Annotated in this window: 34 protein-coding genes, 1 tRNA gene and 2 pseudogenes; 30 read left to right on the plus strand and 7 right to left on the minus strand. The window is 58.6% G+C overall.

What is annotated here, in order from left to right:
• From BUA65_RS14275 to BUA65_RS14290, 4 genes and pseudogenes are all read right to left on the minus strand, one after another.
• A pseudogene (locus BUA65_RS14275) lies at window positions 1-184 on the minus strand (helix-turn-helix domain-containing protein); the annotation flags it as partial.
• Window positions 185-405: 221 nt separating this feature from the next.
• Entirely contained in the window at window positions 406-1,221 is an 816-nt protein-coding gene (locus tag BUA65_RS14280) for a hypothetical protein (protein ID WP_072870672.1), read from the minus strand.
• 331 nt (window positions 1,222-1,552) lie between these two features.
• Window positions 1,553-1,629, minus strand: a tRNA-Ala gene (locus BUA65_RS14285).
• A gap of 4 nt (window positions 1,630-1,633) precedes the next feature.
• On the minus strand, window positions 1,634-2,560 hold the full coding sequence (locus tag BUA65_RS14290; protein ID WP_072870674.1) for a hypothetical protein: 927 nt from the start codon (window positions 2,558-2,560) through the stop codon (window positions 1,634-1,636).
• A gap of 388 nt (window positions 2,561-2,948) precedes the next feature.
• On the opposite strand from BUA65_RS14290, the gene BUA65_RS18365 reads away from it, so the two are divergent.
• A complete protein-coding gene (locus BUA65_RS18365; protein ID WP_165613267.1) occupies window positions 2,949-3,095 on the plus strand; it encodes a hypothetical protein in 147 nt (48 codons plus the stop codon).
• 345 nt (window positions 3,096-3,440) lie between these two features.
• Here the strand turns inward: BUA65_RS18365 and BUA65_RS18890 are convergent, their stop codons facing one another.
• The gene (locus tag BUA65_RS18890) at window positions 3,441-3,755 is read right to left on the minus strand and encodes a hypothetical protein (protein WP_242656347.1); all 315 of its coding nucleotides are present in this window, start codon (window positions 3,753-3,755) and stop codon (window positions 3,441-3,443) included.
• Between the two features lie 12 nt (window positions 3,756-3,767).
• Window positions 3,768-3,956 (minus strand): annotated as a pseudogene (locus tag BUA65_RS18895) (helix-turn-helix domain-containing protein); the annotation flags it as partial.
• 68 nt (window positions 3,957-4,024) lie between these two features.
• Between BUA65_RS18895 and BUA65_RS14300 the strand changes: the two are divergent.
• The 3 genes from BUA65_RS14300 to BUA65_RS14310 all read left to right on the plus strand — a co-directional run bounded on the left by BUA65_RS14300 (window position 4,025) and on the right by BUA65_RS14310 (window position 5,578).
• The gene (locus BUA65_RS14300) at window positions 4,025-4,309 is read left to right on the plus strand and encodes a helix-turn-helix domain-containing protein (protein WP_131821522.1); all 285 of its coding nucleotides are present in this window, start codon (window positions 4,025-4,027) and stop codon (window positions 4,307-4,309) included.
• 93 nt (window positions 4,310-4,402) lie between these two features.
• Complete coding sequence (locus BUA65_RS14305; RefSeq protein ID WP_072870678.1) at window positions 4,403-5,251, plus strand: BRO family protein; 849 nt, start codon at window positions 4,403-4,405, stop codon at window positions 5,249-5,251.
• Window positions 5,252-5,278: 27 nt separating this feature from the next.
• A complete protein-coding gene (locus BUA65_RS14310; RefSeq protein ID WP_072870679.1) occupies window positions 5,279-5,578 on the plus strand; it encodes a hypothetical protein in 300 nt (99 codons plus the stop codon).
• Here BUA65_RS14310 and BUA65_RS14315 read toward each other — a convergent pair.
• Window positions 5,569-6,135, minus strand: coding sequence for a hypothetical protein (locus tag BUA65_RS14315; RefSeq protein WP_131821523.1), 567 nt, complete (start codon window positions 6,133-6,135; stop codon window positions 5,569-5,571). The genes BUA65_RS14310 and BUA65_RS14315 overlap by 10 nt on opposite strands.
• A gap of 81 nt (window positions 6,136-6,216) precedes the next feature.
• On the opposite strand from BUA65_RS14315, the gene BUA65_RS14320 reads away from it, so the two are divergent.
• The 26 genes from BUA65_RS14320 (at window position 6,217) to BUA65_RS14435 (ending at window position 23,049) form a co-directional block, all read left to right on the plus strand.
• Window positions 6,217-6,420 (plus strand): hypothetical protein, encoded by a 204-nt coding sequence (locus BUA65_RS14320; protein ID WP_072870683.1) that lies wholly within the window; start codon window positions 6,217-6,219, stop codon window positions 6,418-6,420.
• Window positions 6,402-6,629, plus strand: coding sequence for a hypothetical protein (locus BUA65_RS14325; protein ID WP_072870684.1), 228 nt, complete (start codon window positions 6,402-6,404; stop codon window positions 6,627-6,629). Before BUA65_RS14320 ends, BUA65_RS14325 begins: the two co-directional genes overlap by 19 nt.
• Before the next feature lie 70 nt (window positions 6,630-6,699).
• Window positions 6,700-7,197, plus strand: coding sequence for a hypothetical protein (locus tag BUA65_RS14330; RefSeq protein ID WP_084062513.1), 498 nt, complete (start codon window positions 6,700-6,702; stop codon window positions 7,195-7,197).
• Window positions 7,198-7,211: 14 nt separating this feature from the next.
• Window positions 7,212-7,382: a hypothetical protein gene (locus tag BUA65_RS18370; protein ID WP_165613268.1), complete on the plus strand. Its 171-nt coding sequence runs from the start codon at window positions 7,212-7,214 to the stop codon at window positions 7,380-7,382.
• 33 nt (window positions 7,383-7,415) lie between these two features.
• Window positions 7,416-7,580, plus strand: coding sequence for a hypothetical protein (locus tag BUA65_RS18375; RefSeq protein WP_165613269.1), 165 nt, complete (start codon window positions 7,416-7,418; stop codon window positions 7,578-7,580).
• 1 nt (window position 7,581) lies between these two features.
• The gene (locus BUA65_RS14335; protein WP_072870686.1) at window positions 7,582-9,618 is read left to right on the plus strand and encodes a TnsB C-terminal domain-containing protein; all 2,037 of its coding nucleotides are present in this window, start codon (window positions 7,582-7,584) and stop codon (window positions 9,616-9,618) included.
• Between the two features lie 28 nt (window positions 9,619-9,646).
• Entirely contained in the window at window positions 9,647-10,675 is a 1,029-nt protein-coding gene (locus tag BUA65_RS14340; RefSeq protein WP_072870688.1) for an AAA family ATPase, read from the plus strand.
• Between the two features lie 176 nt (window positions 10,676-10,851).
• On the plus strand, window positions 10,852-11,001 hold the full coding sequence (locus BUA65_RS18380) for a hypothetical protein (RefSeq protein WP_165613270.1): 150 nt from the start codon (window positions 10,852-10,854) through the stop codon (window positions 10,999-11,001).
• A gap of 112 nt (window positions 11,002-11,113) precedes the next feature.
• Complete coding sequence (locus tag BUA65_RS14350) at window positions 11,114-11,665, plus strand: MalT transcriptional regulator family protein (RefSeq protein WP_131821524.1); 552 nt, start codon at window positions 11,114-11,116, stop codon at window positions 11,663-11,665.
• Window positions 11,666-11,878 carry a hypothetical protein gene (locus tag BUA65_RS14355; RefSeq protein WP_072870693.1) on the plus strand — a complete coding sequence of 71 codons (213 nt, stop codon included), beginning with the start codon at window positions 11,666-11,668 and terminating at the stop codon, window positions 11,876-11,878.
• Window positions 11,853-12,080, plus strand: a complete 228-nt coding sequence (locus BUA65_RS14360) for a hypothetical protein (protein ID WP_072870694.1) — start codon at window positions 11,853-11,855, stop codon at window positions 12,078-12,080. The genes BUA65_RS14355 and BUA65_RS14360 overlap by 26 nt, the downstream gene beginning before the upstream one ends.
• Window positions 12,077-12,580 (plus strand): host-nuclease inhibitor Gam family protein, encoded by a 504-nt coding sequence (locus BUA65_RS14365; RefSeq protein WP_207543907.1) that lies wholly within the window; start codon window positions 12,077-12,079, stop codon window positions 12,578-12,580. The genes BUA65_RS14360 and BUA65_RS14365 overlap by 4 nt, the downstream gene beginning before the upstream one ends.
• A 109-nt stretch (window positions 12,581-12,689) precedes the next feature.
• On the plus strand, window positions 12,690-13,040 hold the full coding sequence (locus tag BUA65_RS14370) for a hypothetical protein (protein ID WP_131821525.1): 351 nt from the start codon (window positions 12,690-12,692) through the stop codon (window positions 13,038-13,040).
• Between the two features lie 10 nt (window positions 13,041-13,050).
• Complete coding sequence (locus tag BUA65_RS14375) at window positions 13,051-13,581, plus strand: hypothetical protein (protein WP_072870698.1); 531 nt, start codon at window positions 13,051-13,053, stop codon at window positions 13,579-13,581.
• Between the two features lie 27 nt (window positions 13,582-13,608).
• Window positions 13,609-14,157, plus strand: coding sequence for a DUF5406 family protein (locus BUA65_RS14380; protein ID WP_072870700.1), 549 nt, complete (start codon window positions 13,609-13,611; stop codon window positions 14,155-14,157).
• A gap of 556 nt (window positions 14,158-14,713) precedes the next feature.
• A complete protein-coding gene (locus tag BUA65_RS14385) occupies window positions 14,714-15,145 on the plus strand; it encodes a regulatory protein GemA (RefSeq protein WP_072870701.1) in 432 nt (143 codons plus the stop codon).
• Window positions 15,146-15,267: 122 nt separating this feature from the next.
• Window positions 15,268-15,600 carry a hypothetical protein gene (locus tag BUA65_RS14390; protein WP_131821526.1) on the plus strand — a complete coding sequence of 111 codons (333 nt, stop codon included), beginning with the start codon at window positions 15,268-15,270 and terminating at the stop codon, window positions 15,598-15,600.
• An 11-nt stretch (window positions 15,601-15,611) separates the two neighbouring features.
• The gene (locus BUA65_RS14395) at window positions 15,612-16,385 is read left to right on the plus strand and encodes an N-acetylmuramoyl-L-alanine amidase (RefSeq protein WP_072870706.1); all 774 of its coding nucleotides are present in this window, start codon (window positions 15,612-15,614) and stop codon (window positions 16,383-16,385) included.
• 3 nt (window positions 16,386-16,388) lie between these two features.
• Window positions 16,389-16,775, plus strand: coding sequence for a phage holin, LLH family (locus BUA65_RS14400; RefSeq protein ID WP_072870707.1), 387 nt, complete (start codon window positions 16,389-16,391; stop codon window positions 16,773-16,775).
• Entirely contained in the window at window positions 16,769-17,089 is a 321-nt protein-coding gene (locus BUA65_RS14405; RefSeq protein WP_072870712.1) for a hypothetical protein, read from the plus strand. Before BUA65_RS14400 ends, BUA65_RS14405 begins: the two co-directional genes overlap by 7 nt.
• Window positions 17,089-17,391, plus strand: coding sequence for a hypothetical protein (locus BUA65_RS14410; RefSeq protein WP_072870714.1), 303 nt, complete (start codon window positions 17,089-17,091; stop codon window positions 17,389-17,391). The genes BUA65_RS14405 and BUA65_RS14410 overlap by 1 nt, the downstream gene beginning before the upstream one ends.
• Window position 17,392: 1 nt before the next feature.
• Window positions 17,393-17,938 (plus strand): phage protein Gp27 family protein, encoded by a 546-nt coding sequence (locus BUA65_RS14415; RefSeq protein ID WP_072870716.1) that lies wholly within the window; start codon window positions 17,393-17,395, stop codon window positions 17,936-17,938.
• A 2-nt stretch (window positions 17,939-17,940) separates the two neighbouring features.
• Entirely contained in the window at window positions 17,941-19,572 is a 1,632-nt protein-coding gene (locus BUA65_RS14420; protein WP_072870718.1) for a phage terminase large subunit family protein, read from the plus strand.
• A gap of 10 nt (window positions 19,573-19,582) precedes the next feature.
• Window positions 19,583-20,878 (plus strand): phage portal protein family protein, encoded by a 1,296-nt coding sequence (locus tag BUA65_RS14425; RefSeq protein WP_072870740.1) that lies wholly within the window; start codon window positions 19,583-19,585, stop codon window positions 20,876-20,878.
• Window positions 20,879-20,880: 2 nt separating this feature from the next.
• Window positions 20,881-21,720, plus strand: a complete 840-nt coding sequence (locus tag BUA65_RS14430) for a minor capsid protein (protein ID WP_072870719.1) — start codon at window positions 20,881-20,883, stop codon at window positions 21,718-21,720.
• Between the two features lie 18 nt (window positions 21,721-21,738).
• Entirely contained in the window at window positions 21,739-23,049 is a 1,311-nt protein-coding gene (locus tag BUA65_RS14435; RefSeq protein WP_242656345.1) for a phage protease, read from the plus strand.
• Window positions 23,050-23,251 lie beyond the last annotated feature (202 nt).

Genomic DNA, 23,251 nt, shown 5'->3' on the forward strand with positions numbered 1-23,251 from the left:
GGAAAGGACCTATAACCGGCTTGGGCTTTTCTTTGGTCAAGTGGTATCTGGGCGGTTCGGCATCGGCCAGTGCCCGCTTTACGGTTTTGCGGGCCACCTTCAACATCCTGCTGATGGCCCGGATGGATTGGCCTTCTTTAAAGTACAGCTCCCTGATGCGATCTTTGGTGTCCACCCTGATCATTCTCCTTTCAACCTCCCGTACGCCATAGAAAGTTTTGCTAACTATAGCGTACAGGATTTTTGGTCGGGGTGGGCACCTTTTTGTTTGCCGCAGTGGTCTACTTTTAGATTACCACTACCATGCGGCCGGGATGAGAAAGGAAGGTGCATGAAGGTGGGCCGGAAAGGAGCGGCAAACCGGCCCCCGGAAAATGAATAACGCCGGGAAACATTATCCCGGCATTAAGCACGCGAAATTTTCGCGAACCCGCACGCGATGTCAGTCCTGTGAACAGTGACGGGGACACCCCCGCCCGACCTGATCACCGCGAAGTCGGGGTAAATGCCTTCCACCTTCCCGGTTATTTCGATCACGGAGTGCGCCGTAACCGTAGTGTCGAATTTCACCCGCACCCGCGCGCCCGGGGTCAGGCCGTTCGCCGCGAAGTCGAACTTTTCCGGGCACGGCGCCTTTCCCAGCGTTTCTTCCCAGTTCGTCTTCGGGCAGAAGTCGCTTGCGGCAAAGGCTCCCGCGGCCCTCCACCCCCCGCGCTTCCCTCTCCGGCAGGGGTGGAGGTAGAAGTGCACCTCCCGCCCGGCGACGCGCGCCTCGACCACCTGGCACCGGCCCAGGGGCTCGGCGTAGTCCTGGTGGGGCGTGCCTGAAAGGTAGGTGCGCAGCGGCACCGCGTTCCAGATGCCCAGTTTCTTCAGCACCCGGGCGGCCTCCTCCAGGGTGAACGGCCTCGCGTGCGGGTCCCCGGGCCGAAACGACGCCGGGGAGGCCGCGAACGGTCTGACCTTGAGGGAAAGCCTGCCGCCCTCCCGTCCCGCCGGGTGCTCTTCGTCTTTTCTGCCGTACAGGAGGTCTTCCACCGCTGCGACGCGGGCCATGAGGCGTTCCAGGCGGCCGGGAGCGGGCTCTTCGCGCTCACCTTCATGCGGCTCCGGCTCGGTATTTTTCAGAAATTCGTCCCCGGCGGAAGGTACGGTGCCGAATGGGTCGAATTCAGCCGCGTCGTCCTCCGCCGGCCAGATTCCGAAGCGGGGGTTGGCCATATGTCGTCAACTCCTTGTCAGCGGGTTTACCGGGGACCGGGCCGAGTTGGTCCGGTCCGGGAAAGGGGTGGGTTGGATTCTCCACCTCCATAGGATGATAGTCCCTCCTGCCTGCCAGACGCTGCTATGTTTCTGCCCTTGTAGAATTTTATAATTGTGGGAGCGGGCCGGTCCTGCCCCGGCTGTGCTGGCTTTCGTGCATCAGCTCTCTGGCTCCTCACCTGGTGCGGCCCCAAGCCGTCCCGTGTGCTGCCAGCTGCGGCTTAAGGTCCCTCGCTGTATGCACTAAGCACGTCATCTCGCCGTGCTGCCGCTCCCATGCTGTTGTTTGTGGTGGAACCGGCCGGATTCGAACCGGCACCTTTCTGCTTGCAGGGCAGACGCTCTCCCGAATTGAGCTACGGTCCCGTTCTTAAAAATTCCCTGCCGGGTTGCGGTACGCGGACGACCAGCTCAGCGTGGAAAACGCTGCCGCGATTCTCCTGCGTTTATCTTCCTTGCCGAGCATCTTTTGAACTTTAAGACCGCGCAGGACGGTACTGTTTCCCGTCACCAGGGCGGTGAACACCTCACTTGCCCTGACACCCGCCCCCGCCGCGCGAAGGATTATTCCCGCGTCCTCTTCGGTGACGCGGTCCGGGAAGGGGAACGCTTTCTCTAGGGCGCCGAGGAGCCCGACAATTGATTTTTCGGGGATTTTTTCCTTCCCGAGGTCGGCTATGCGGTCAGCCTGCGTCCTGCCGAACAGGGCCAGTTTTGTCCTGCGGTCGAATACGTCCGCGCTCTCCGCCGGGGAAGCTGCCCCCACCAGGACGAGAAACCGCTTAACGCACACGGAGCCGACCCGGAGCCTGTTCCCGTTGACGACGTTGTGGATGACGTAATTGGTGCGCATGAGTTCCTTCGGGCCGCACAGCTCGCACTCGGGGGCGAACCCGGACTCTCCTTCGTAAATGACTTCTCCCCGGTATTCCCATTCCCGGCGGGCCGTCTCGAAGTCCTCCGCGGAAGACGCCGCCAGGAGGTTTTTGACCACGACCTTCGGCGGCTCGGGAGAAGGTTCGTCGTCCCACCACTTCCGGCTGTTCAGGTGCAACCTTTCCGCCTGGATGCGGAACGGGCGCAGGGCTTCGGCGACGGCTTTTCTTTTCTCCGCAGCTTCGAGCTGTACGATGATCTTCCCGCAGGTACCTGTGGGGGTATCGGTACCCCCGTCCGGAGAATACTCGAGTTTACGGCGGTATGCTCCTAGTTCCCGGGCCAGGTTGTACACCAGAAAGGCGTCCTCGGTAGACGGCCCGGAGTAAAGCACGCGGTGGTCGGCGGTCACCACGGGCACCTGTACATCAGCTCCTTCCCGTCGAATTGTAATTTCTCAAATAAAATGAAAAAGATGGGATAAGGCGGGTTTGGGCGGGAAAAGACGGGTTAAGCCAGGAGTGATGCGGGTTTGGACCGCTTTTATTTTTTTCATTTTGGTGTGAGAAAAATTCAGATGGCCGGACCGGTGTTTGCAATCTTATGGCAATATGGTGATTATTACCTGGAAATTTAGTCGTGATCTGGTGGATGCGTTACCGGCTATTTATAATCTGTTACTATATCGTTACCGGGCATAGATTTGCGGGGCACCGGTGTTCAAGAATCCAGGAATGATGGGAGTTACAAGGATCGATACAGGGTAACAATGTCGGTGAACGATTGTTTTGAGGAGAAGGTGTTATACGGTGGCTGGGCTTCCGGAAGGTCATTTTGTGGTCAATTCAGATGGTAAAACTGGCAATTTGTGGGATTGGATTGCGGAACTTGATTGCGGAACCGGTTTTGATTGCGGAACCACTGCTGAGGCCTTGAAAATCAAGGTTTTAGGGTAATGGGTGTGCAGTTGCGGGCGGGTGATTGCGGAACTGGGGAGGGTCCCAAAATATGCATAATTATGCATTAGAATTGTATAATTATGCATATTCAGCGAAAGGCGGAATGTCCTGTAAATACTGGGGAAATTGAAACTGCCGCAGGCCTGGCGCAGTAAGAATGCAGGAAAATCAATTGCTGGCGGATTCCATAAATACTTTAAGGTAACAAAAGTATCATTAAAGAATTCTGGCCGATGTATCTGCAGGACGAGGAGGGCCGACCGGTAAAGTAAATGTGGGGGCCGTTATCAATCCATGGTAATCTAGATATTTAGATGGCGGCAACTGGTAATAAGTGTAAGGTTAGCCAGCGGAGGCCTGCCCCAGGGATTCTTTTTGTTTTTTTTGGGCCTCCCCTACAACGTCGTCGGGGAAAGCGCGGCGGAACTGGACCTTGATCCAGCCCTTCATATCGTCGTCGGCAGTAGACCAGAGGTCATAAAGGTCGTTCAGCATCCGGTCCAGGTCGGGGTCACCGGTGTCGGCGCGGTGGGCAGGCCGGCCGGCGGCCACGGCCAGGCCGCGTTCTTTCATTATATTATTGAAAGCTTCTACTAGGACCCGCTCTCCATGTTGGGCGATGAGGTTTCTAAGTTTTTCTTCCGGGGAGATGAACATCTCCCCTTTTCCTGTTTTTAGCCATTCATCTGAGATGCCATATTCATGTCTAATGAGGCTTAGTAACGTCTGAGATGGTTCTCTTAAGCCAAGCTCAAGCGAGGAGACGTAACCCCTATCAATACCAAGAGGCTTGGCAAATTCAGCTTGCGTAAGTTTTAGGGTTTTCCTGGCTTTTCGCAGCCGTTCAGCAAGACTCATAAAATGCACCACAGATAACTTTTGTTATTGACTACTCACCACAGTTGCATTATCATTATGTCCAGAGGGTGTTAAAAATTTTCCAAGGGCATGTCTACGGAAAGGAGGCTTCAGTGGTGGCCGCAAAAAAGGGCCTGACCGGCCTGGAAATCAGGATCGAGCTGATGAGGCGGGGCATCAAGCTCGTGGACATAGCGGCCCGGGCCGGGGTGAAGCCACCTGCAGTCACACGCATGTTAAGCGGCAAGGACCAGTACAAGGGCCGGCGGCTGCGCCCTGTGATCGCGGAGGCCCTGGGCCTGCCGGAAGACGAGATCTGGCCGCCCGAGGTCGAGCGCAGGGCGGCGCGCTAAGGGCCGCCGGTCATTTCCACTGGAAACTTGTTTACACCGATTTAATCTTATCAGAACCAAGAGGGGGTGGCAATGGAAAGGGGGCGGTAATTTTTGGACCGGGCACGATCAATTTTCCGGCGAAAGGTAGGTGTGGTCATGGAAAATGTGCTACCGGTGCTGGCAGAGCGGAGCGAGGTCCGGATCGTGGAGGTGGACGGCCAGCCGGTGGTGACGGCCCGGGACCTGGCCAGGGCGCTGGGGTATCAAAAAGAGAGGGCTATCTTAAACCTTGTTAATCGGAACAAAGAATCATTTACTGACCGTGACACGTTCGTCATCAAATTGATGACGAACCCCCAGGGCGGCGATCCCTACGTCCGGGTCTTCACCAAGCGCGGCGCTTTGAAAGTTTGTATGAAATCCAACCAGCCGAGGGCGGTGATGGTGCAGGAGATCCTAATCGACCTGTACGAGGCGGTGGAGCGGGGCAACCTGGTACCGGTGCAGCAGCTTTCCCAGTTGATCGTCCAGCAGGGGCAGGTGGTGGCCCAAAGCCTGCAGCTGATGCAGGCGGTACAGAAGGAGATCCGGGGCCAGGGACAGTTGCTTTCAGCCATGCAGGGGCAGATGGAGGTGGTGGTACAGGCGGTGGTCACCCTCCTGCAGCGGGCGGCGGCCGCGCGGTGCACCATACCGGTGCCGGAGGCCGGACCGGGTGAGGACCTGCGGGTGACTCTACAGGTGAAGCGGCAGAAGAGCGCCAAGAGCGGTCGGCGGTCAGTATCCAAGCTAGAGAAGCTGGGTGTGGCCGACCTGGTGACAAGGCTTTTGGGCAAGGGATACAGCTATCAGGAGATCGGGGAGGTCTTGAAGGCCCAGGGGATCAGCGTGGGCAAAAGCTCCATCGCCAGGTTCGCCAAGAACCGCATCCTGGACGGCTTCGGCCCCGGGGTGATTTAACCGAGAAGCCATAAGGAGGGGTTTGAAATGCCGGAGCGCGAGAAAAAAGGAACCGCCCGGGGCGGGCGGGTTACGTTCAAACGCGGTGGGATGATTGTGCTTCCAGGTAAAATGTTTATCGCTCCTGATCTCAAGAGCCTGCACGGAAAAAAGGTTGAGCTATCCGCCATAAGAATCCTGGGCGCAGGGCTGGAAGTGGCCAGGGTTTACCACCGGGGACAATACGTGACCGATGCTTTCACCGAAACAAAAGGGGTGCCCTTGAACAAGAAGCTGTACCGCATACTTGAGGAATGCACCGAGAAGCAGCAAGGACTTTACTTATAACGCGAATCTTTCAAGATTTCCGACCAGTTAATAAGGGTTTTGTTCCGAAACTTCATCAACAGGAAGGCCACCTGCCAGGGGGCAATTGGCCGCCATCTGTCCAGTGAATCACCCTCGAAGACAACGAGCCACGAATGACCCAGTTCGTCTATGGGGGCGAAACCGTACGAGTTGATAAATTCCTTGAGGAAGGCATGGTCCCAGTGCTCACAGGGAATTTGGGGACCAATCAGCTCACCGTCCCCATAGACATACTGATCAACCCTGAAATTACCGTGAACGAACCGATGGCACCATTGAGCGGTTTTCCCGGTGGGGTCCAATAGAACCAGCTGGGTACCCAGGCGGTGGTCAAAGATGTAGATACGGAAACCTTCACTGAAAAATGGGGGACGAACGTTTTCTTTCTGCGCAGCGCGGTTCCTGACCTCTTCTTCAAATTTTTTCAGGTAAGGCGGGAAGCTGGGACCGATGATGGCAAGTAGATGTTCGCACCAGGTGGCTAGATCGTAATAAAATTCGGGCACGGGCTTTTTTAACGGTAACCAGTAATTCACGGGCAAAGTCACCTCCTTCCCACTGAGAAGTTAGCCAAAAATACGGCAAGTCCTGCCACAGTGAAAGGAGTGTTTGAAAACATGGCAGATTTTGAGATCCCTTTTGAAGATGCGGCCAGGGTGTGCAAGTTAATCCTGGGGTTCACGCCCACCGGCATCATATACGGGCGGGAACAGGCCGGCGACGGGTGGACCCGGTTCGTGGAGTTCGTCGACGGCATTTACGGCAGCGTGAAGATGGATTACTACTGGCTGGAGGACCACCTGTGCGAGGTCAGGCAATAACCAGGGATGAGTTTAACCGGGCTTTGTACTATGCCGTGAGGGAGGATCTCAACGGCGTGGTGGACGAGGTCAACGACGGGCTGATCCGCCGGGCGATTGAGTATGTGGAGAGCGGTAACGAATTTCCGGACACCCCATACGTTTGCCTGACTTCCGTAGCGGCGCTGGCCCGGGCGGCCAACAGGCGGGGTATACCGGTGAAAAGATAAGGCCCGCAAGGGGCCGGGCTGATTTGTAATCTGTGGAAGCGGGATTATTGAATTGAGGGGGGATTACGCGGTGGCCACAGGCAGAAAGAAGAAAAACGTGGCCGCCTCGCGGGGAGGGTTCGAGCAGCTCACGATCTTCGACGTGATCAAGGAAGACGAGGCGCGGCAGCAGGAGGAGAGACCGGCGCCGGGCAGCTTCAATATTTCCAGCCGGCTGAGAAACGCGATTTCCGAGGGGCTGAAAAGGTCCAGCCTGAGCCGGTACGAGGTGGCGGCCAGGATGTCGGAGCTGGTGGGGGTAGAGATAACCAAGAGCCAGCTTGATTCGTGGACGGCCGAGTCGAAAGAGTATCACCGGTTCCCGGCGGAATACCTCCCGGCGTTCTGCCTTGTGACGGGACACCTGGAGCCCCTGCGGATGATGGCCCGGATGCTGAAATGTTATGTCCTGGAATCCAAAGAAGCCCTACTGGCGGAGCTGGGCCGGATAGACCAGGTAAAGCGGGACCTGGCCCGGCGGGAAAAAGTGGTAAGAGAGATGATCGAAAAGATGTGGGCTACCGGCTAAAGGAGGTATGGGCGGTGAAAAAAGTGTGCTGCGTGTGCGGCAAACATCCCCGGGTGCGGCGGAAGGACCCCTGGGGCAAATGGGAAAGGATAAGCGACTTAAGGCCGGCGGCGGGAGGAAAGCTGATCTGCAGCGCGTGCCTGGGCGAACTGGTGAGGGATACGGTGGTCATGCTGAAGAGTTAAGCCCGGAACCGGGCTAAACAAGGGGGTCTAAAAATGACCGATTTTAAATTACTGACCCTGGAGGAGCTGAAGAGCGTATTCAAAGGATATCTCGGAACTTATCAACAGAGCAGGCACGCCGGGGGTTGGAACGAGCCTGGAAAACGCAAAAGATATAAGGACAAATGTCGTGAGAGGTACCGGAAGCGGATTAAGTAAAGTGGCATATTTTTCTGGCATATTTTCTGGCATATTTCCCCTGCATGGGCTAAAGGAGGGAGCCGAGCTGCAGGCGGTATGGCTGTCCACAAGCGAGGCGGCGCGCGCCCTGGGAGTGACTGAGCGGGCCGTGAGAAAAAAGATCATGGCGGGCGAGCTGCAGGCCCGGGTCCAGGCGGGCCGGGGCGGCTTGGGCGGACAGGTATACCTCGTGCCCCTGGATGCCCTCCCCCCGGAAGCCCGGCGGCGCTACCTGGCCGAGGTTGCGGCCGCACCTCCTTCTCCCCCTACCCCGCCGCCGGAACCGGAAAACGACCCGAATGAAAAAATCGGGTCCCTGGCGGAACTGATTGCCAAGTACGGCGAGGAGAAGGCCCGGAAGATCGTCAACGATGCCCGGGCAAAGTGGGAGGCGGTTGTCCTGGAGGCATTGGAGGTGATGAACGGCCCCTGGGGAGACAAGGCCAGGCGCCTGGAGGCACTGGCCAGGCGGCGAAAAGTAAGCAAGACGACACTGTACCGGATGGCGGACCGGTACATGAAAGAGGGGGTGATCGGGCTGGTACACGACCGGTACCGCAGGCCGGGCGAGGGCACAAGAGACAAGAGCCGGCGCTCGGTAACGCCGGAGGTGGAGAAGTTCATACGCGCCATGTACCTGAAGTACCCACCACCGAAGAAGAGCAAGGTATATGAAGAGCTGAAAAAAGCGGCGGCGGCGAAGGGCTGGCCGCTGCCATCCCGGGCGACGGTATACCGGGTGATCGCGGACATCAAGCCGGCGGAGGAAGTGCTGGCTACACGCGGGGACAAGGAATACGAGTCAAAGATGATGCCCAAGGTGCGGCGCACGTACAACCACCTGCTGGCCATGGAGGAAATAGTAGGAGACGGGCACCCGTTCGACATCTTCGTGGAGTTCAACGGCCGGGCGGTGCGCCCCAATCTAAGCGCCTGGATGGACCTGCGCAGCCGGAAGATTGTGGGCTGGTGCGTCACCGCCGGCCCGGCCAACAGCGACACCATCGCCCTGGCCCTGCGGCACGCCATAATCACTCACGGCCTGCCCGGGACTTTATACACCGACTGGGGTAAAGAATATATCAACGAATACATAAAAGACGTGTGCCGACGGCTGGACATCGGTATCAGAAACTGCATCCCCAGGACGCCACGGAGCAAGGCCATCGAGCGCCTGTTCCGTACGGTGCACGACCAGTTCACGCTCTACCTGCCCGGCTACTGTGGTAACACTCCGGAAAACCGGCCGCCGGGGTACGACGAGAAAAAGCTGCTCAAGCAGGGCAAGCTCTTGAAATTTGAGGACTTCGTGCGGCGGTGGGCGCAGTACGTAGAAGTTTACAACAACCAGGTGCACAGTCAAATTAAAGACACGCCGGCAAACGCCTTCGCGGCGGCGCAGCACGTGCGGCCGGGCCGGGTCGACGAGCGTGACCTGGACATCCTCATGATGCGCAAGGAGCGCGTAAAGGTCCAGCCCGGCTATATCAGGCTCTTCGGCAGGGATTACTGGTCGCACAACGTGGACCTGGGCATGCTGGTGGGCGAATGGGTCCAGGTCTGGTACGACCCGCACCGGGTGGGCGAGGTGCTGATCTGGTACCGGGGCAAGTGCATCGGCACCGCCAGAAACGAAGAGGCCCTGGCCCACGGCCTGGACCGGGCAGAACTGGCAGAGAGGCTGCGGGCCAACCGGCGGGTAAAAAAGGCCCTCAAACTCAAGATGGCCAGCTACGTGGAGGGAATCGAAGACGTCCTACCTGGTGAAATCGTGCGGAAGGCCAAGCGCATCAGGCGTTCATACGCGGGCACCGACCTGGACGGACCTGTGGAAAAAGCTGTGGATGAAAACGTGCAGCGCCTGACGGGCGGGGAAAGCGCAGCCCGCCAGGTTCGGGAGGTGCTGGAGAGCACCGGGGAAGGTGCAAGCCGGGCTCCCGGCAAGGGCAAAAGCGGCGCGGGCAGCCGGTCGAAAAGGCTGCTGCTGGCCTGGGGCGACCGGGTGCTGGCGAAATGAGAAAAAACGTTACGGAGGTTGATAGAGCATGGCGGAACCGGCCGAGGTAATCGGAATGCAACCCGCAACCGAAGAGGACGCGGAAAAGCTGCGGGCGTGGCTGAATGACCTGATCAAAAACCGGGGGGTGACGGTGACCACCATCGCCCGTGAGATGGGAGTTTCTCACTCCCTAATCAGCCAGTTTCTCAGCGGGACAAAGAAAAGCGCCAACCTCATGGCAAAGCTCCAGCAATTCAGAACCAGGGTAGAGTATGCCGCCGGCAGTGAGGCGCAGGAGCGGGCGGCCGAGGATACAACAATTCTCCCCCACCCTACTTTTCCGGCGGGGCTGTTCATGACCGAGGATCTGCGGCAGGTGCTCGGCCTGTGTGCCATGTGCCAGGAGGACGGAGAGATCGGGGTGGTGATCGGCCCCGCGGGGAGCGGCAAGACCACGGCCCTGCAGGAATTCTGCCGGCGGGAGCAGCGGGCGGCGTACATCAAGGCCGACGTGACCATGTCGCCGAAGGAGCTTTTATTCGAAATAGGACAGAAGCTGGGTGTGAGCCTGAGCGGTTCCCGGCGGGCCATGGCCCGCCAGATAGTCAACCAGTTGCGCCTGGACCCGGTGCTGATCATCGTGGACGAGGCCGACGTGCTGGTCAGCAGGGACTCGGTCTTAAAACTGGACGTCCTGCGGGGCATATGGGACGAAGCCCACAGCGGACTGGTGCTGGCCGGCCCGCCCGTACTGGCGAAGTACCTGGTCAAGGGACCCGGGGGGCAGAGCAACCTGGCCCAGTTTTACAGCCGGGTGCGCAGGGCCTATTACATGAAAGGCGTGACCAGGGATGAGGCCATGCAAATTCTCTCCGGGTACAGAATGACGGAAGGGGCCAGGAATTACCTGGTGGCGGCCGCCGTCAGCAAGGCCCACGGGGGTTTGCGGCGGTTCACCAGGCTGCTGCAGAACGCCCTGGACCTATGCGAACCGGGCGAGACCATCACCACGGAAATCGTCAGGGAGGCCGACGGCATGCTGGTGTCACCAAAGACATTGGGGCTGGAGTTCTGAGGTGCCGGGTATGAAACAACAGGACTATTTAAAGAGGGTTATAACGGAAAGGATCCGGATCCTGAAAGACTGCAGGGAGAAGGCGAAACCGCAGTACAGGGAGAGCTACGACATTTCAATCAGGACTCTTGAGTGGGTGCTGACCAAATTTCCCCGGGAGGGAGGTGCAGGCACGGATGGCGATAGTCTGCACAATTAGGGAATGCATCTATTACAACCCGCTTTGCGACGGGAACTGTTCTTTCGATGGCAAAGTGGAAATCGAGCTGTTATATGAAAATGGCGAATATTTTGGAGTTTGCGTCGCCATGACGCTGGAGGAATAGCCGAAAACCCCGGGTAAAACCGGGGTTCGTGGAGGGGATGGCCTCCCCCACCTGACGACCGCGATGGCGGGCCGGGACCGGTGCCCGGCGGCAGGCTGCGAAAGGAGGGATAATGTTGAACAAGAAAGGCGTGGCAGACCAGTTCACCCGCCCCATATGCCGGGTGGACATACGAACCGGCGAGGGCTTTTGCCGGTTGAAGGAGTTCTGGATGTCGGGTGGATACAGGGAAATAACGCCGGAAGAATTTGAGCGGATGGAGGGGCAGGCCGGAGCTACGTCCCCTCCCCGCCCCGCCACCATCTCGCAGGATGTGGAAGCGGCTGACAGCTCGCTCACAGCGGAGGAGATCCGGCGGATTGAGATGATGGCCTGCGACGGGTGGACGATCAAGGACAAACTCCGGGTGCGGTCCTGGCTGGCCGCCGGGATGGACTGCCGCCAGGCGGCCCGGTTGCTGGGCCGGGATGCCCGGAGCGTGGCCGGGCTGTCCAGGCAGCTGGGGACGCTGGAAGAGCATATCAGGGTGCTGGTCCTGGCGGCCCGGGGCATGAACGATGCCGAGATCGCGCGGGAACTGGGCATGAAGCAGAAGCGGGTGGCGGGTATCAGGTTGAAGTACATGCCCGCTAAAGAAGCATGTACAAATTCGGGAGGGATCTAGATGCAGGCGGTGGCAGTGACATGGGATGAGGTCCGGGCGGCACTGGAAGCCGTGGAGGCCGCCAGGCAGCGGCTGGATTACGCCGACCACCCGGACCTGGTCGATGCGGCGGTGCTGGAAATGGGTGCAGCGGAGAAGCGGTTGAATTACCTGTTGCGGGTGGCCAGGCAAAACGGGGGGATGAGCCGTGGAAAAGATCTTTACTGTCGGTGACAGGGTGATGGTGGCGGGACGGGCGATGATGGCCGGGCGGGTGATGGCGGCATGCCCGGGGAAAGGCCGTTACCTGCTGATTGAGCTGGAGGATAATGATCCGCCTGAACAGATGACCCTGCGGGAGCTGGAAAAGGCCCGCCGTGGCCGGCGGGAGAACTACCGGTGGGCCGAATTTGAGCTGAGGAGGTGCGGCGCGTGAGGAAGCGGATGGAAGAAGAGAAGATCAGGAGCTTAAAGGATTGGGTCGAGGTGGACGATGCGCTCAAAGAAATCGGCCGGCTGACCCTGGAAATCGAGGGGCTGGAGGCCAGATACAACGAAAAGATGATGGCGATGAAGGAGGAACTGGCCGGGCTGGCCAGGCCGCTGATGGAGCGGCGGGAGTACCTGGAACTGCTGGTGAAAGACTTTGCCGAAAGGCACCGGGAGGACATGGACGGGCGGAAGTCCAAGGTGCTCAACTTCGGCCGGCTGGGGTTCAGGCAGTCCACGAAGGTAATCCTGCGAAACGTGAAAGCCATCCTGGCGGCACTGAAGGCGAAGGGAATGACCGATTGCATTATTGTTAAGGAAGAAGTGAGCAAAGATGAGCTGAAGAAATATGACCCCACCGTTATAGAATCCGTCGGTGCCAGGCTGAAGGTGGAGGACGTTTTCTGGTACGAAGTAAACAGAGACAAACTGGCGGAGGTGTCCTGACAATGGATGCCAGGGAAAAAGCTGCGCTGGTCTTCCTGGGGTTCGTGGGGGGCTACCTCCTGGCGGCCCTGGTGGTGGCCAGGCACTGGATGCAAGGGTGATGGAAGGGATGGCGAAACGTGCGGGCCGGGCCTTCTCCGACGAGGAGAAGGCCCTGGCGGAGTACCTGAAGGAGAAGCTCAAGCTCCGGGGGGTGCACAAGTTCCCCCGGGACTGGCACCTGCGGCAGATGGCGGTGGCCCGGACGATGCTCGCCGGGGAAAACGCGCCTTCGGTTGAAGATTGGAAGGCCTGCATCGACTGGCTTTTCAGACACCCGTACTGGGGGGATAAAGTGGACCACCTGGCCCGGGTGCTGGACCTGTGGCCCAGGTACGTGTTGCAAGCAAGAAACCACCGCCAGGATGACGAGGAGCGGGAACGAAAGCGGGCGCTTTTGAAATCCCTGTACCTGAGTTAGGAGGGAGAACGTGGAGGTATCAAAGCACGCCCTGAAGCGCTGGCGGGAAAGAGTAAACCCGGATGCAGGCCCCGAGCGGGCACAGAGCGAAATGCTAAAAGGGTTGGAACAAGCCATCCGGGTGTATGATGAGCTCGACAACGCATATTTCATAAAGGACAATATATTGTTCATCGTCAAGGATGAGGTCGTGGTAACGGTGGTGAACCTGGATTTCGGTTTTTCCGAAGACATTAACCGGGTGATCTGCCGGATGCAGACCGAGCGCCTGCTGGAACTGAAAAAAAAGCTGGAAGAGGCACAGGAGCAGGCACAACAGCACATAAGCGCTATTAACGACAGGCTGGCGGTGCTGGACAGCGAGAAGGCGGAGGTCGAAGCCAGGCTCCAAGAGATCTGCTCTAAAAGAAGGAAGCTGGAGCTGGCCAGGGAGGAAGTGGAAAAGGGATTGGAGGCCCTGCGGAAACAGTATGCGGCCGAATTCAGCAAGCTCAAGTATTCACTGGATTTCCGCCTGGAAACGGTGAGGAAAAACGCTTAATACGTTGCGGCAAGGAGGGTTTCAAAATTGACAAGTGATTTATATGATTTATATATGCGCTATCTTGGAGCGCTGCGCGTACTTTCGCGGGTTTCAGTCTATGTGCCCGAGGAAATCAGGGAATGCATCGAACAGGTCTTCGAAGATGCCTGCAAGTACCATCCTTTGAAATGGTCAAGGATTTTGGACCGAATAGAGATTGCACCTGATACCGCCAGCCCGGTAAAGAGCGACAATACTACCCAAACGATGTATAATTACGCTCCCTATGGTTTCGGAGAGCACACAATTAAAATAACCATTCAAAGATGGGACTTTCGTGGCCACATATGGGTAAAGGTCGGCGGTAATTGCAGGGGGATCAGTGTGATGAGCGACATAGCGGATACTATTTGGGAATTGGCACTTTGCAATCCCTCTGAAATTAAATCCGATTGTAATTTCAAAATTGACGACGATTTTTGGTATACAGCAGTGTTAAAGAATAAGCAAGGAGATACACTTAATGATTGCGGCGACCAGCATGAATTCGAGGATGCCATTGTGGGGGTAGAAATTGTCGACTACAAACCATAACCACTCCGTGGTGACGGCGGACTACCTGCTCCGATGCCATTGTGGGGATGGAAATTGTCGACTACAAACCAGAAAAGCTAGCCGGAAGGAGGAATAAAATGCCCAGGGTTTTAAAGAGCCTGAAGGCGGAACCAGCGCCGCCGGAGGATCATCAGGAACAAAACGATGCCGGCGAGGTGGTCACATACTGGGACCCCGGCGCCTTCACCTGGTACGGTGCGGAAATCCAGCCGCGCGGTTTCAGAGATGAGCTGAGCATAACCATTACGGATAAAGGAATCAGGCTTTCGCATGCGGCGGGAGGTAAGTTCGCCCCGGAGGCCCGGATAACCGTGGGCTTGAACAGAGGTTTTTTGGCCCTGCGGGAGGCGGCCGACGGGATAAAGGCGAGGAGAGAGAGAAAGGAAGGGAACACGGCAATTTACCTGAATTCAACAAAGCTGGGGAAACTCTTGCGTGACGAGGGCTGGCCCGTCCCTGCCGCCTGCCGGCGGTGTGGGACGAGAGAAACGGGATGCTCGTCTGCAGGAAGCCCCCGGGAAAGGTGGTGTAAAACATGCCCGCGCCCGCCAAAGCAAAAGCAACCGCCCCGCAACTACGGAAGCTGTTCTGCCTGGCCAGGGAGCTGGGTATGGACCACGAAGACCTGCGCGGGCTGGCGTACAACATGGCCGGCGTGGACGGCCTGTCGCAGCTCACCAGGCGGGACGCCATGAGGCTGATCGACTACCTGGTGGATCGCAGCCGCAAGGACTACCGCCCCACCGCCGCATCCAGGCAGCAGATATATCTCATCGAAAAACTGGCGGCAGAGCTGGGCTGGAACGACAATCCCCGCCGGCTGGCCGGCTTTGTCAGGCGTACGGCCGGTGTCGCCCACATGCGCTGGCTGGACGCGGCCGGCGCGTACCGGGTGATCGAAGGCCTTAAGAAAATGGTGGAACGGCGGAAGAAAAACCCTGTACAACAGCCGGTAAGTGAGGTATAATTAAGCAAACAAACCAGATCACAACGATGGAACTGGGGTTGCCGGACGAATGGCCGTCCGGCAGCCCCATTCGGCTTTTTTGGGGGACTGTTAATTTTTTAACACCCGGCCGGGGCGATAACATGAGGGGATTTTACAACGACGACGACGGGTTGAGCATTACCGAAACGCTGGCCCTGGTTTTTTCAGGGGTATACGTTTTGGTGGTGATCGTAATGCTTGCGGCACTGATGCGGGGCCGGCTGGCCGACCTGCACGTGGACTTCCTGTCGGTGTGCTCGTGGCCCGTACTCACCATCCTGGCCGGGTACTTCGGCGATCGGGTTGCCTCCCGGTTCGGGGGGGTCCCCCGGAGAAGCGGGGCGCGGCGGCCCGCACCGGTCATGAATGAAACTAGCGAGCCGGCGGTTGGGGAACTGGAACCCGGACCGCAACGCCAACGCCCCACAATATAGGAGGTGTAATCATGCAGAAGCGCACCCTCCTGCTCACTTCCGCGAACCGCCCGGGGCGCAAGATCAAGCCCAAGGCGGTGGTCGTGCACTGGACGGCCAACACCAATCGCGGCGCCAACGCCCGGGCCAACCGCGACTATTTCGAGACGCACCCGCAGGATAAAGTGTCCGCCCACTGGATTGTGGACGACCGCGAGGCAATCCTGTGCATCCCCGAAGATGAGATGGCCTACCACGTGGGCGCACGGGTTTACCGCCCGGAAGCTTTGCAAAAATTGTCCCGCTACCCCAACGACTGCACTATCGGCGTTGAGATCTGCGTAAATGCCGACGCAGATTTTGCCGTGACTTACAGGAACGCGGTGGATCTGGTGGCTGACATCCTGCGCCGCTATGGCTGGGGTGTGGACCGCATATGGCGGCATTATGACGTCACCGGCAAAGACTGCCCCCGGTTTTTCGTGAACGACGCCACGGCGCGGCAGTACGGTTTTGCCGGTGCGGAATCCGCCTGGAGCGGCTTTAAAAAGGACGTGCAGGCGGTACTGATCGGAAGGAAGGTGGAAAAAGTGTTCACCGACATCGCGGGACACTGGGCGGAAAGTATAATCAAGGATGCCCTGGGATGCGGCCTGGTTGCCAGGGACGAGAAGTTCCGCCCGAACGACGGCCTCACCCGAGCCGAGGGTGTGGCTCTCTGCATGCGGCTCAAGGACATCATCATGGCCGGGATCAAGGACCTGGTCCGCCAGGTCGTGCAGGAAGAACTGCGAAAGGCGGGATAAAGCTTGTGGGGCGAACTGATTTTGGAAGTTAGCAGGGCGGCCCTGGCGGTCATCATTCCCGTGGGTGTGGCGGCCGGCCTGGAGTGGCTAAGGCGCAAGATGGGCGTGGAAAAGCTGCGCAGGATCCAGGAGGAACTGCAAACCAAGAAAGACATGGCCCTCATCGCCGTGAAGTACGTCGAACAGGCCTGGAAGGGCGCCAGCGGTCCGGAGAAGTACAATGCGGCCGCCGCCTGGCTGGCCGCCCAGGCGGCCCGGGCGGGTATCACCCTTTCCGACGACGAGATCAAGGGATTAATCGAGTGGGCGCTGCGAAACATCAAGGACGAGCTCGGCAACCAGTGGGCGGACCTGCTTGAAGGGCGCAAGGAGGCGGGTAGCACGTGCTAGACCTGCCCTCCGAACTTTACCGGCCGGTGGCCACGCTGCTCTACACCCTGCTGTGCGTGGCCATGGGAATTATAGCTTATTTCCTGCGCGACATCAGGCAAAGCGTGAAAGAAAAACAGCAGGAGCAGGATCAGAAGATCGACGGCATCCAGAAGGATCTCAACGTCATCAGGGAAACCCTGCCCCAGCGTTACGTCTTACGTGACGACTTCATCCGGGCGATTGCCGGGCTGGACAACAAGGTGGACAACATCGGCAAGGAAGTGAGCGAAATCAACAAGGCATTAAACCGCCTGATTGGGGGCGTTAGGTGATGGGGCTTGAGAAGTACGAAGCCCGTATTGTGCGGGGACACATAATGCAAATCCTCAAAGTGGCCTATCCGGGGCCGGCCAGCGTAGAGCTGCTGGAGGTCACCCTTAACGACCGGTCCTGCCCCACCTCCCCTGCCGTTCTGAACGGTTACCTGGCATACCTGGCCGAAAAGGGCTACATCACCCGGTGGGAGGAAAAGGACGATATCCTGGGCGTAACCCGCACCCTGGTCAAATTGACGGCCACCGGTGTCGACCTGCTGGAAGGGAATATCCCGGCTGACCCGGGCGTGGTGTTGTAGTGTGGGCAAGCGGCGCAAGCACTTCAAGGTCGAGACCCTCCCCCCGGAAATAGTGGAAGCCATCAACCGCAAGCTGGTGGAGGGCTATACGTACCAGCAGCTCGCCAACTGGCTTAACCAGATGGGTCACCCGGTAGGGAAAAGTTCCCTGGCGCGGTACGGCAAGGACTTCCTCTCCCGCCTGGAGCGCTTGCGGGTGGTAAAAGAACAGGCCAGGGCGATAGTGGAAGTCAACCCCGACGCCCCCGCCACGGAGATGGCCGAGGCGGCAAACCAGCTGGCCACCCAGCTGATCATGGAATTCTTGATGCAGGTGGATCTGGACGACCTGGCCCAGGCCAAGGTAACGGAAGTTCTCAAGGCCCTGGCCAAGCTGGAGGCTTCCGGTGTGCGCCGTGAGCAATTGAAGTTCAACTTCAACCGGGGCGTGGATGCAGCCGTGTCCAGGATCAAGGAGGCGCTGCGCGCGGAAGTGGCCGCCGACCCGGAACTGGCGGCGAGGCTGGCGGAGATGGTGGACCGGCAGGCGGAGGCGTTGAGGAAGTAGCCATGCTGATCAAGGATCTGATCGGCGAGCGCCAGGCGGGCCTGGACTTCGCCGAGTGGATGCACAAAAACGTGCGCCTGGATGACGGGAAACCCTGGGACATGAGCCGGCGCAGGGCGCTGGTGGAAATCGTCGGCAACATGAAGCACCGCCAGATGACCATTCTAAAGGGCGCCCAGACGGGCTTCTCCACCCTGTTCCTTGGGTTTGCCATATACCTTCTGGACCAGGCCCGCCGGAACGTAATTTACTTCCTCCCCACACAGAAAATGTCCGACCGGTTTTCCACTACCCGCATGGATGCCTTCGTCAACCGGAGCGAATACCTGCGCAGCCGGCTGCGGGGCACCGACCAGACGGGGCTCAAGGAGATCGACACGCATTTTCTGTATTTCGTGGGGCTGCAGTCGGTCCTGGGAGCCATCTCGATTCCCAGCGATTGCAACCTGTACGACGAGGTGGACCTGATCGACCAGGAGAACCTGGACTGGTCGCTGGACCGGATAGCGGCCTCCGACCTGGCACTGCTCAGGTTTTTCTCGGTGGGGATGTTTCCGGGAATTGGGATCGATGAGCGGTACCAGGACGGCGACCGGCGGCGCTGGCACGTGCGGTGCCGGGGATGCCGCCGCGAGCAGGTGGTGGAGGACGAATTCCCGCAGAACTTCATCCGCCATAAGGGAGAGGTCATGCTGGTGTGCGTGAAGTGCGGCACCCCCCTGGACGTAAACGAGGGGCGCTGGATCCCGGAGAAGCCGGAGCGCACCCGTGACCACGTGAGCTATCGAGTGCCGCAGCTGATCATGCCCGGGCTCAACCTGGCCTTTATCTGGGACAGGTGGCAGAAGGCCCAGAACAAGCCGAGCAAGCTGGCAAAGTTCAGGTGCTCCGTACTGGCCAGGCCCGACGGCGGCGACATGCAGCCCATAACGGACGAGGTCCTGCAAAGGGTCAGGCAGGCCGGCGATTATTACTGGCACGACCGCTGGAGCGACACCATTACCGGTATAGGCATCGACATGGGCGACCGGGCGCATATCGCGGTGGCGGCCCCCTTCGCCGGGGAAGGTATCCGCTTCCTGCACTTCGAGGAGATCGATGTCGAGGACCTGGTGGAGCGGGTCAAACACCTTGAACACGCATTCAACGCCGGTGCACTGGTCATAGACGCATTGCCGTACAAGACGACATCCAAGCAGGTGGTCCGGAGCCTCACCCGGGCCGTGGGATACATTCAATACTTCAAAGGTTCCGACCTCAAGGAGAAGTCAGAAGGCGAAGGCGACCGCACGGTGCGCGTGGTGACCGTGGACCGCGACGAATCACTGGATGAGACTACCGACCTGTTCGCCACCGTTCCCCCGCTTGCACTGCTCCCGAAGCCGCGGACACCGGCCGAGGAGCAGGTGCTGCGTACGGTAGAGAGTCACCTGAAAAAGCTGGTCAAGGAAAAAGAGAAAGAGTCCGAGGACAGCCCGGCCCGCTACAAAAAGAACGTGGCCAACCACTACGGGATGGCAATCAATTCTGCCCGGATTGCCCTGTGGCTGGCCACCGGAAAGGGAGGTGCGAGGCCCGGCCTTACCGGCGGCCAGGTGGTCGGGCGGAGCGTTGTGGCGGATTTGAATTGGTGAGGTGAGCCAGGTGGCGGATAAACCGCAGGTTGGGCAGATCGGCAGCCAGTTGAGCGTTACGTTTAACCTTTTCGACGGGGCGATTGTCAACCCGGACGCCGCTTATGTGAGCGAGTACGAGCGGATGTTGGACACGGACGAGACGGTGGGCGCCGCGTTCTACTTCCTGACCTTGTGCGTGTTGAGCTACCTGGGTGAGTACAGCCACCCGGACGAACGGATCACCGGCTTTGTGCGCGAGTGCTTTGAAGAGATGGACGGCAGCCTGCTACTGGCCTGCGAGGATATTCTTTCGGCGGTATGGGCCGGGTATTCCGTGACGGAGATTGTCTGGCGGCCGGCCGCCGCCCGGATTAAATTAGACTACCTGGCGACGTACCACCCGTCGACCATCAGCTTTAAGGTAAACCGCTTTGGCCGACTTGAAGTAATTGAACAGAAAAGTACTTACCAGGCCATGGAGCAGTCGCTGCCGCTGGAAAAGTGCATCGTTTTCTCATACCGCAAGAGGTTTGGAAACTACTACGGAAAGAGCGCTTTTAAGCCGGTGAGAAAGAACTGGTTGTTGAAGGACGCCCTTCTTAAAATGTGGGCCAAGGCACTGGATAAGTTCGGCACGCCGCTGATGGTGGCCATCGTACCGGACGGAAATATTGTCGATCCGGAAACCAAGGAGGAAATCAGCCAGCTTGAATACGCGACCAAGCTGCTAAATAATCTGCAGCACGGGACAGCCCTGGCCCTTTCGGCGGGGGGCGCCCAGGGGCCCGGGGCCAGTAGCGGGAGCATCCAAATTCCAGACGTGAAGGCGCTGGTCACCGGGGGGTCGGGCGTGGGGAGCGCCTTCAACCTGGCGATCAATTATCTCAACAAGATGATCTGTCGCGGGCTTTTGGTCCCCTCCCTGCTTTTTGACGAGGGCGCCCGGTCGGGGAGCCTGGCCCTGGGTACATCCCACTTCTACAGTTTTCTTCTTATGGTCAAGGCGATTTTCAGGCAACTCAAGGAGGTTTTGCTGGACCAGTTAATTGCCCGGCTAGTTGATTATAACTTCGGGCCGCAGAAAGATTACGGTGATTTTACGGAAACCCCCCCGGGGCCGGAGGAGTTGGAAACCTGGTCGAAAATTTTTGATAGCCTGGTAAACAACGGCTTGATGGACGTGGAAACGGATGAAGACTTTCAATTTGCCCGGAAGAAGATGGGGTTACCTCAGCGGCCGCTGTCCAGGGGTGGCGCGCAAGCGCCGGTGGAAACTGTGGCAAGCCAGTACGACCGGTATTTCCGGGCCCGCCAGGAGGAATAAAAATGGAGCAACAAATGTTTGGTCAACTGGATGAGGCCGAGACAAGTTTTCTGGCCGATTTTGAGCGCTGGTTAACCGGATATTTCAAAGAGATTCCCTGGCGGAAGATAGAGCGGTTAAAGAAAAGCGGCTTTCGGCTGGAGAAAGCCTGGGCAGTGGATGAGCTGATCCCACGCCCGGACGAAGGAAGGTTGGCCAAAATGCTGGCCCGGCACGGGGCCAGGATGGTGGCGGCCGGCCGGGCGCACGGGGATCGGCTGGTGCGGGAGCTGCACCGGCGCTACGGCAAAAAGAAGCTGGCTGAATACCCGGAGTTTGATTTCGATTACCTGAAGGACCCCCGGCTGATTCCGGCGCAGGCCGTGGAAGCAATGGAGAAAAGAGCGCTGGTTCTGGCCGGGAACGTGGGCAGCGATATCGTGGCGGCAGTAAAGAAGATTGTCATCAGCCACCTGGTGGAGATTACCCGGGAGGAGGCAGAACAGCAAATCGCCGGGGTGCTCAAGGACAGCCGAAACAGGGGGAGCCTGATCGTCACCACGGAGACAACTTACGCATACAACCGGGGGCGGCTGGCCAGCTTCGCGGAACACCAGGTTGACTACGTACAGTTTTCGGCGGTGATGGACGCCCGGACCAGTATCCAGTGCCGCACCAGGCACGGGCTGATCATGGCGATGAACGACCCCCGGCTGGCCGCGAATACTCCCCCTTTACACGGGCGCTGCCGGTCGGTCCTGGTGCCGGTATACAGCGCGTATCAACCGGAGCTGATTACGTCGGAGAGGTTGAATTGGGATGAGGTTGCCCCGCTGCCCAAGGGTTGGCGGACGGCGGCATGAAAATAAGGGGATGAGCTTGTGGAGTGGACAACGGCATACATTAACGACTTGCCGGATAGTTGTTTCGCGTATATCGAGCCGGGGGGTAAAAAAGACGCGGAAGGTAAGACGGTGCCCCGCAGCTTGCGCCATCTGCCCTACCGCAATAAGGACGGCAGAATCGACTCTGACCACGTTCGCAACGCTCTGGCCCGCCTTCCACAGACCAATATTCCGGTGGAAGCAAAGAAGCAGGCGCTGAGAACGCTCCTGGCGGCCGCCAGGGAAGCAGGCATTGAGGTCGACGAAGAGCGCTACCGCCGGGAATACAGCCTGGCGGAGCCGGAGCGGTTGCGCATACCCTTCTTCCGCCTGGGCAGGTGGCGGCACCCGCAGTACGGGGAGATCGTGGGAACCCAGGAATTGTTCAACGCCATGATCAGGAACTTCAAGCGCAATGTCCTGGGACGCCCACCCTTCGTAAGAATAGGCCACGACAGGGAGACAGCGCCCACCTTTGGGGGAGCGCCGGCAATGGCCTGGGTGCACGACCTCATTCAAGACGGGGATGTGCTTTATGCCCTGGCCTACCCTACCGGCGAGGAAATCGTGGAAGCCGTTCGGAACAAAAAGTACCGTTTCGCAAGCGCGGAATACGACCCCAATTACGTCGATAAAGAAACCGGTACTAAGGTAGGGCCGGTATTAATGGCCATTGCGTTGACCAACGAACCGTTTCTGACCAGGCTACCTGATACAGTGGTCCTCTCCGATCCACCGGAGACGATATACCTGGATTATGAGGAGGTAAGGGGAATGAGCGAAGAGTTAATGCGGGAGAACAACAGCCTGCTGAAAAAGCTGGCCGAAAACCTCTCCAGATTTATGGAAGGCTTAAAGCCAGGCGGCAGTCAGGGGGAACCCGGCGAGGAGTACCGGAAAAAGCTGGCTGAGATTGACGAGTTGAAGGCGAAGCTGGCCGAACTCGATGCCCTGAAAACCAAGCTGGCCGAAACGGAAACGAAGTTGGCCAGCGCGGAAAATACATCCTGGAAAGTGCAGGTGGAACAAAGGCTTGCCGACATGGTGGCAAAGGGAATTCCACCGGCTATGTGCGAGCAGGCAAAAGCCGTTCTCCTGGCCAACCCGTCCTTTGCAACCACCAGGGTGAGGCTTGCCGACAACAAGGAGGTCAGCCTGGCCGAACAGATTTACGCCATTCTGGAAAGCATGCCGGCCACCTGCCGGGTCAAGTTCTCCCAGGCGGGATTCCAGACCAGCCAGCAGCCTGGTGCCACGAGTGCAAAAGACATTTATGGCGACGTGGTGCCGCAGTTAAAAGAGCAGTAACGGCAAGGTAACGGCCAATGTTACCAGAGTAACAGCCAATTAATTAAAACCGTTACCGCAGTAACCGGATGGTAACGAACCAAAACGGCCGGTAACAATGAGGGGGTGTCAGAAATGCCTTGATTTTCAAGGGCCGGGAAAACCGGCTGGTTAGGCCGGTAACGGGATTAAGGCCGGCATGTTACCGGATTGTTACCCGGAA

The sequence above is a fragment of the Desulfofundulus thermosubterraneus DSM 16057 genome, assembly GCF_900142025.1.
Lineage (GTDB): Bacteria > Bacillota > Desulfotomaculia > Desulfotomaculales > Desulfovirgulaceae > Desulfofundulus > Desulfofundulus thermosubterraneus.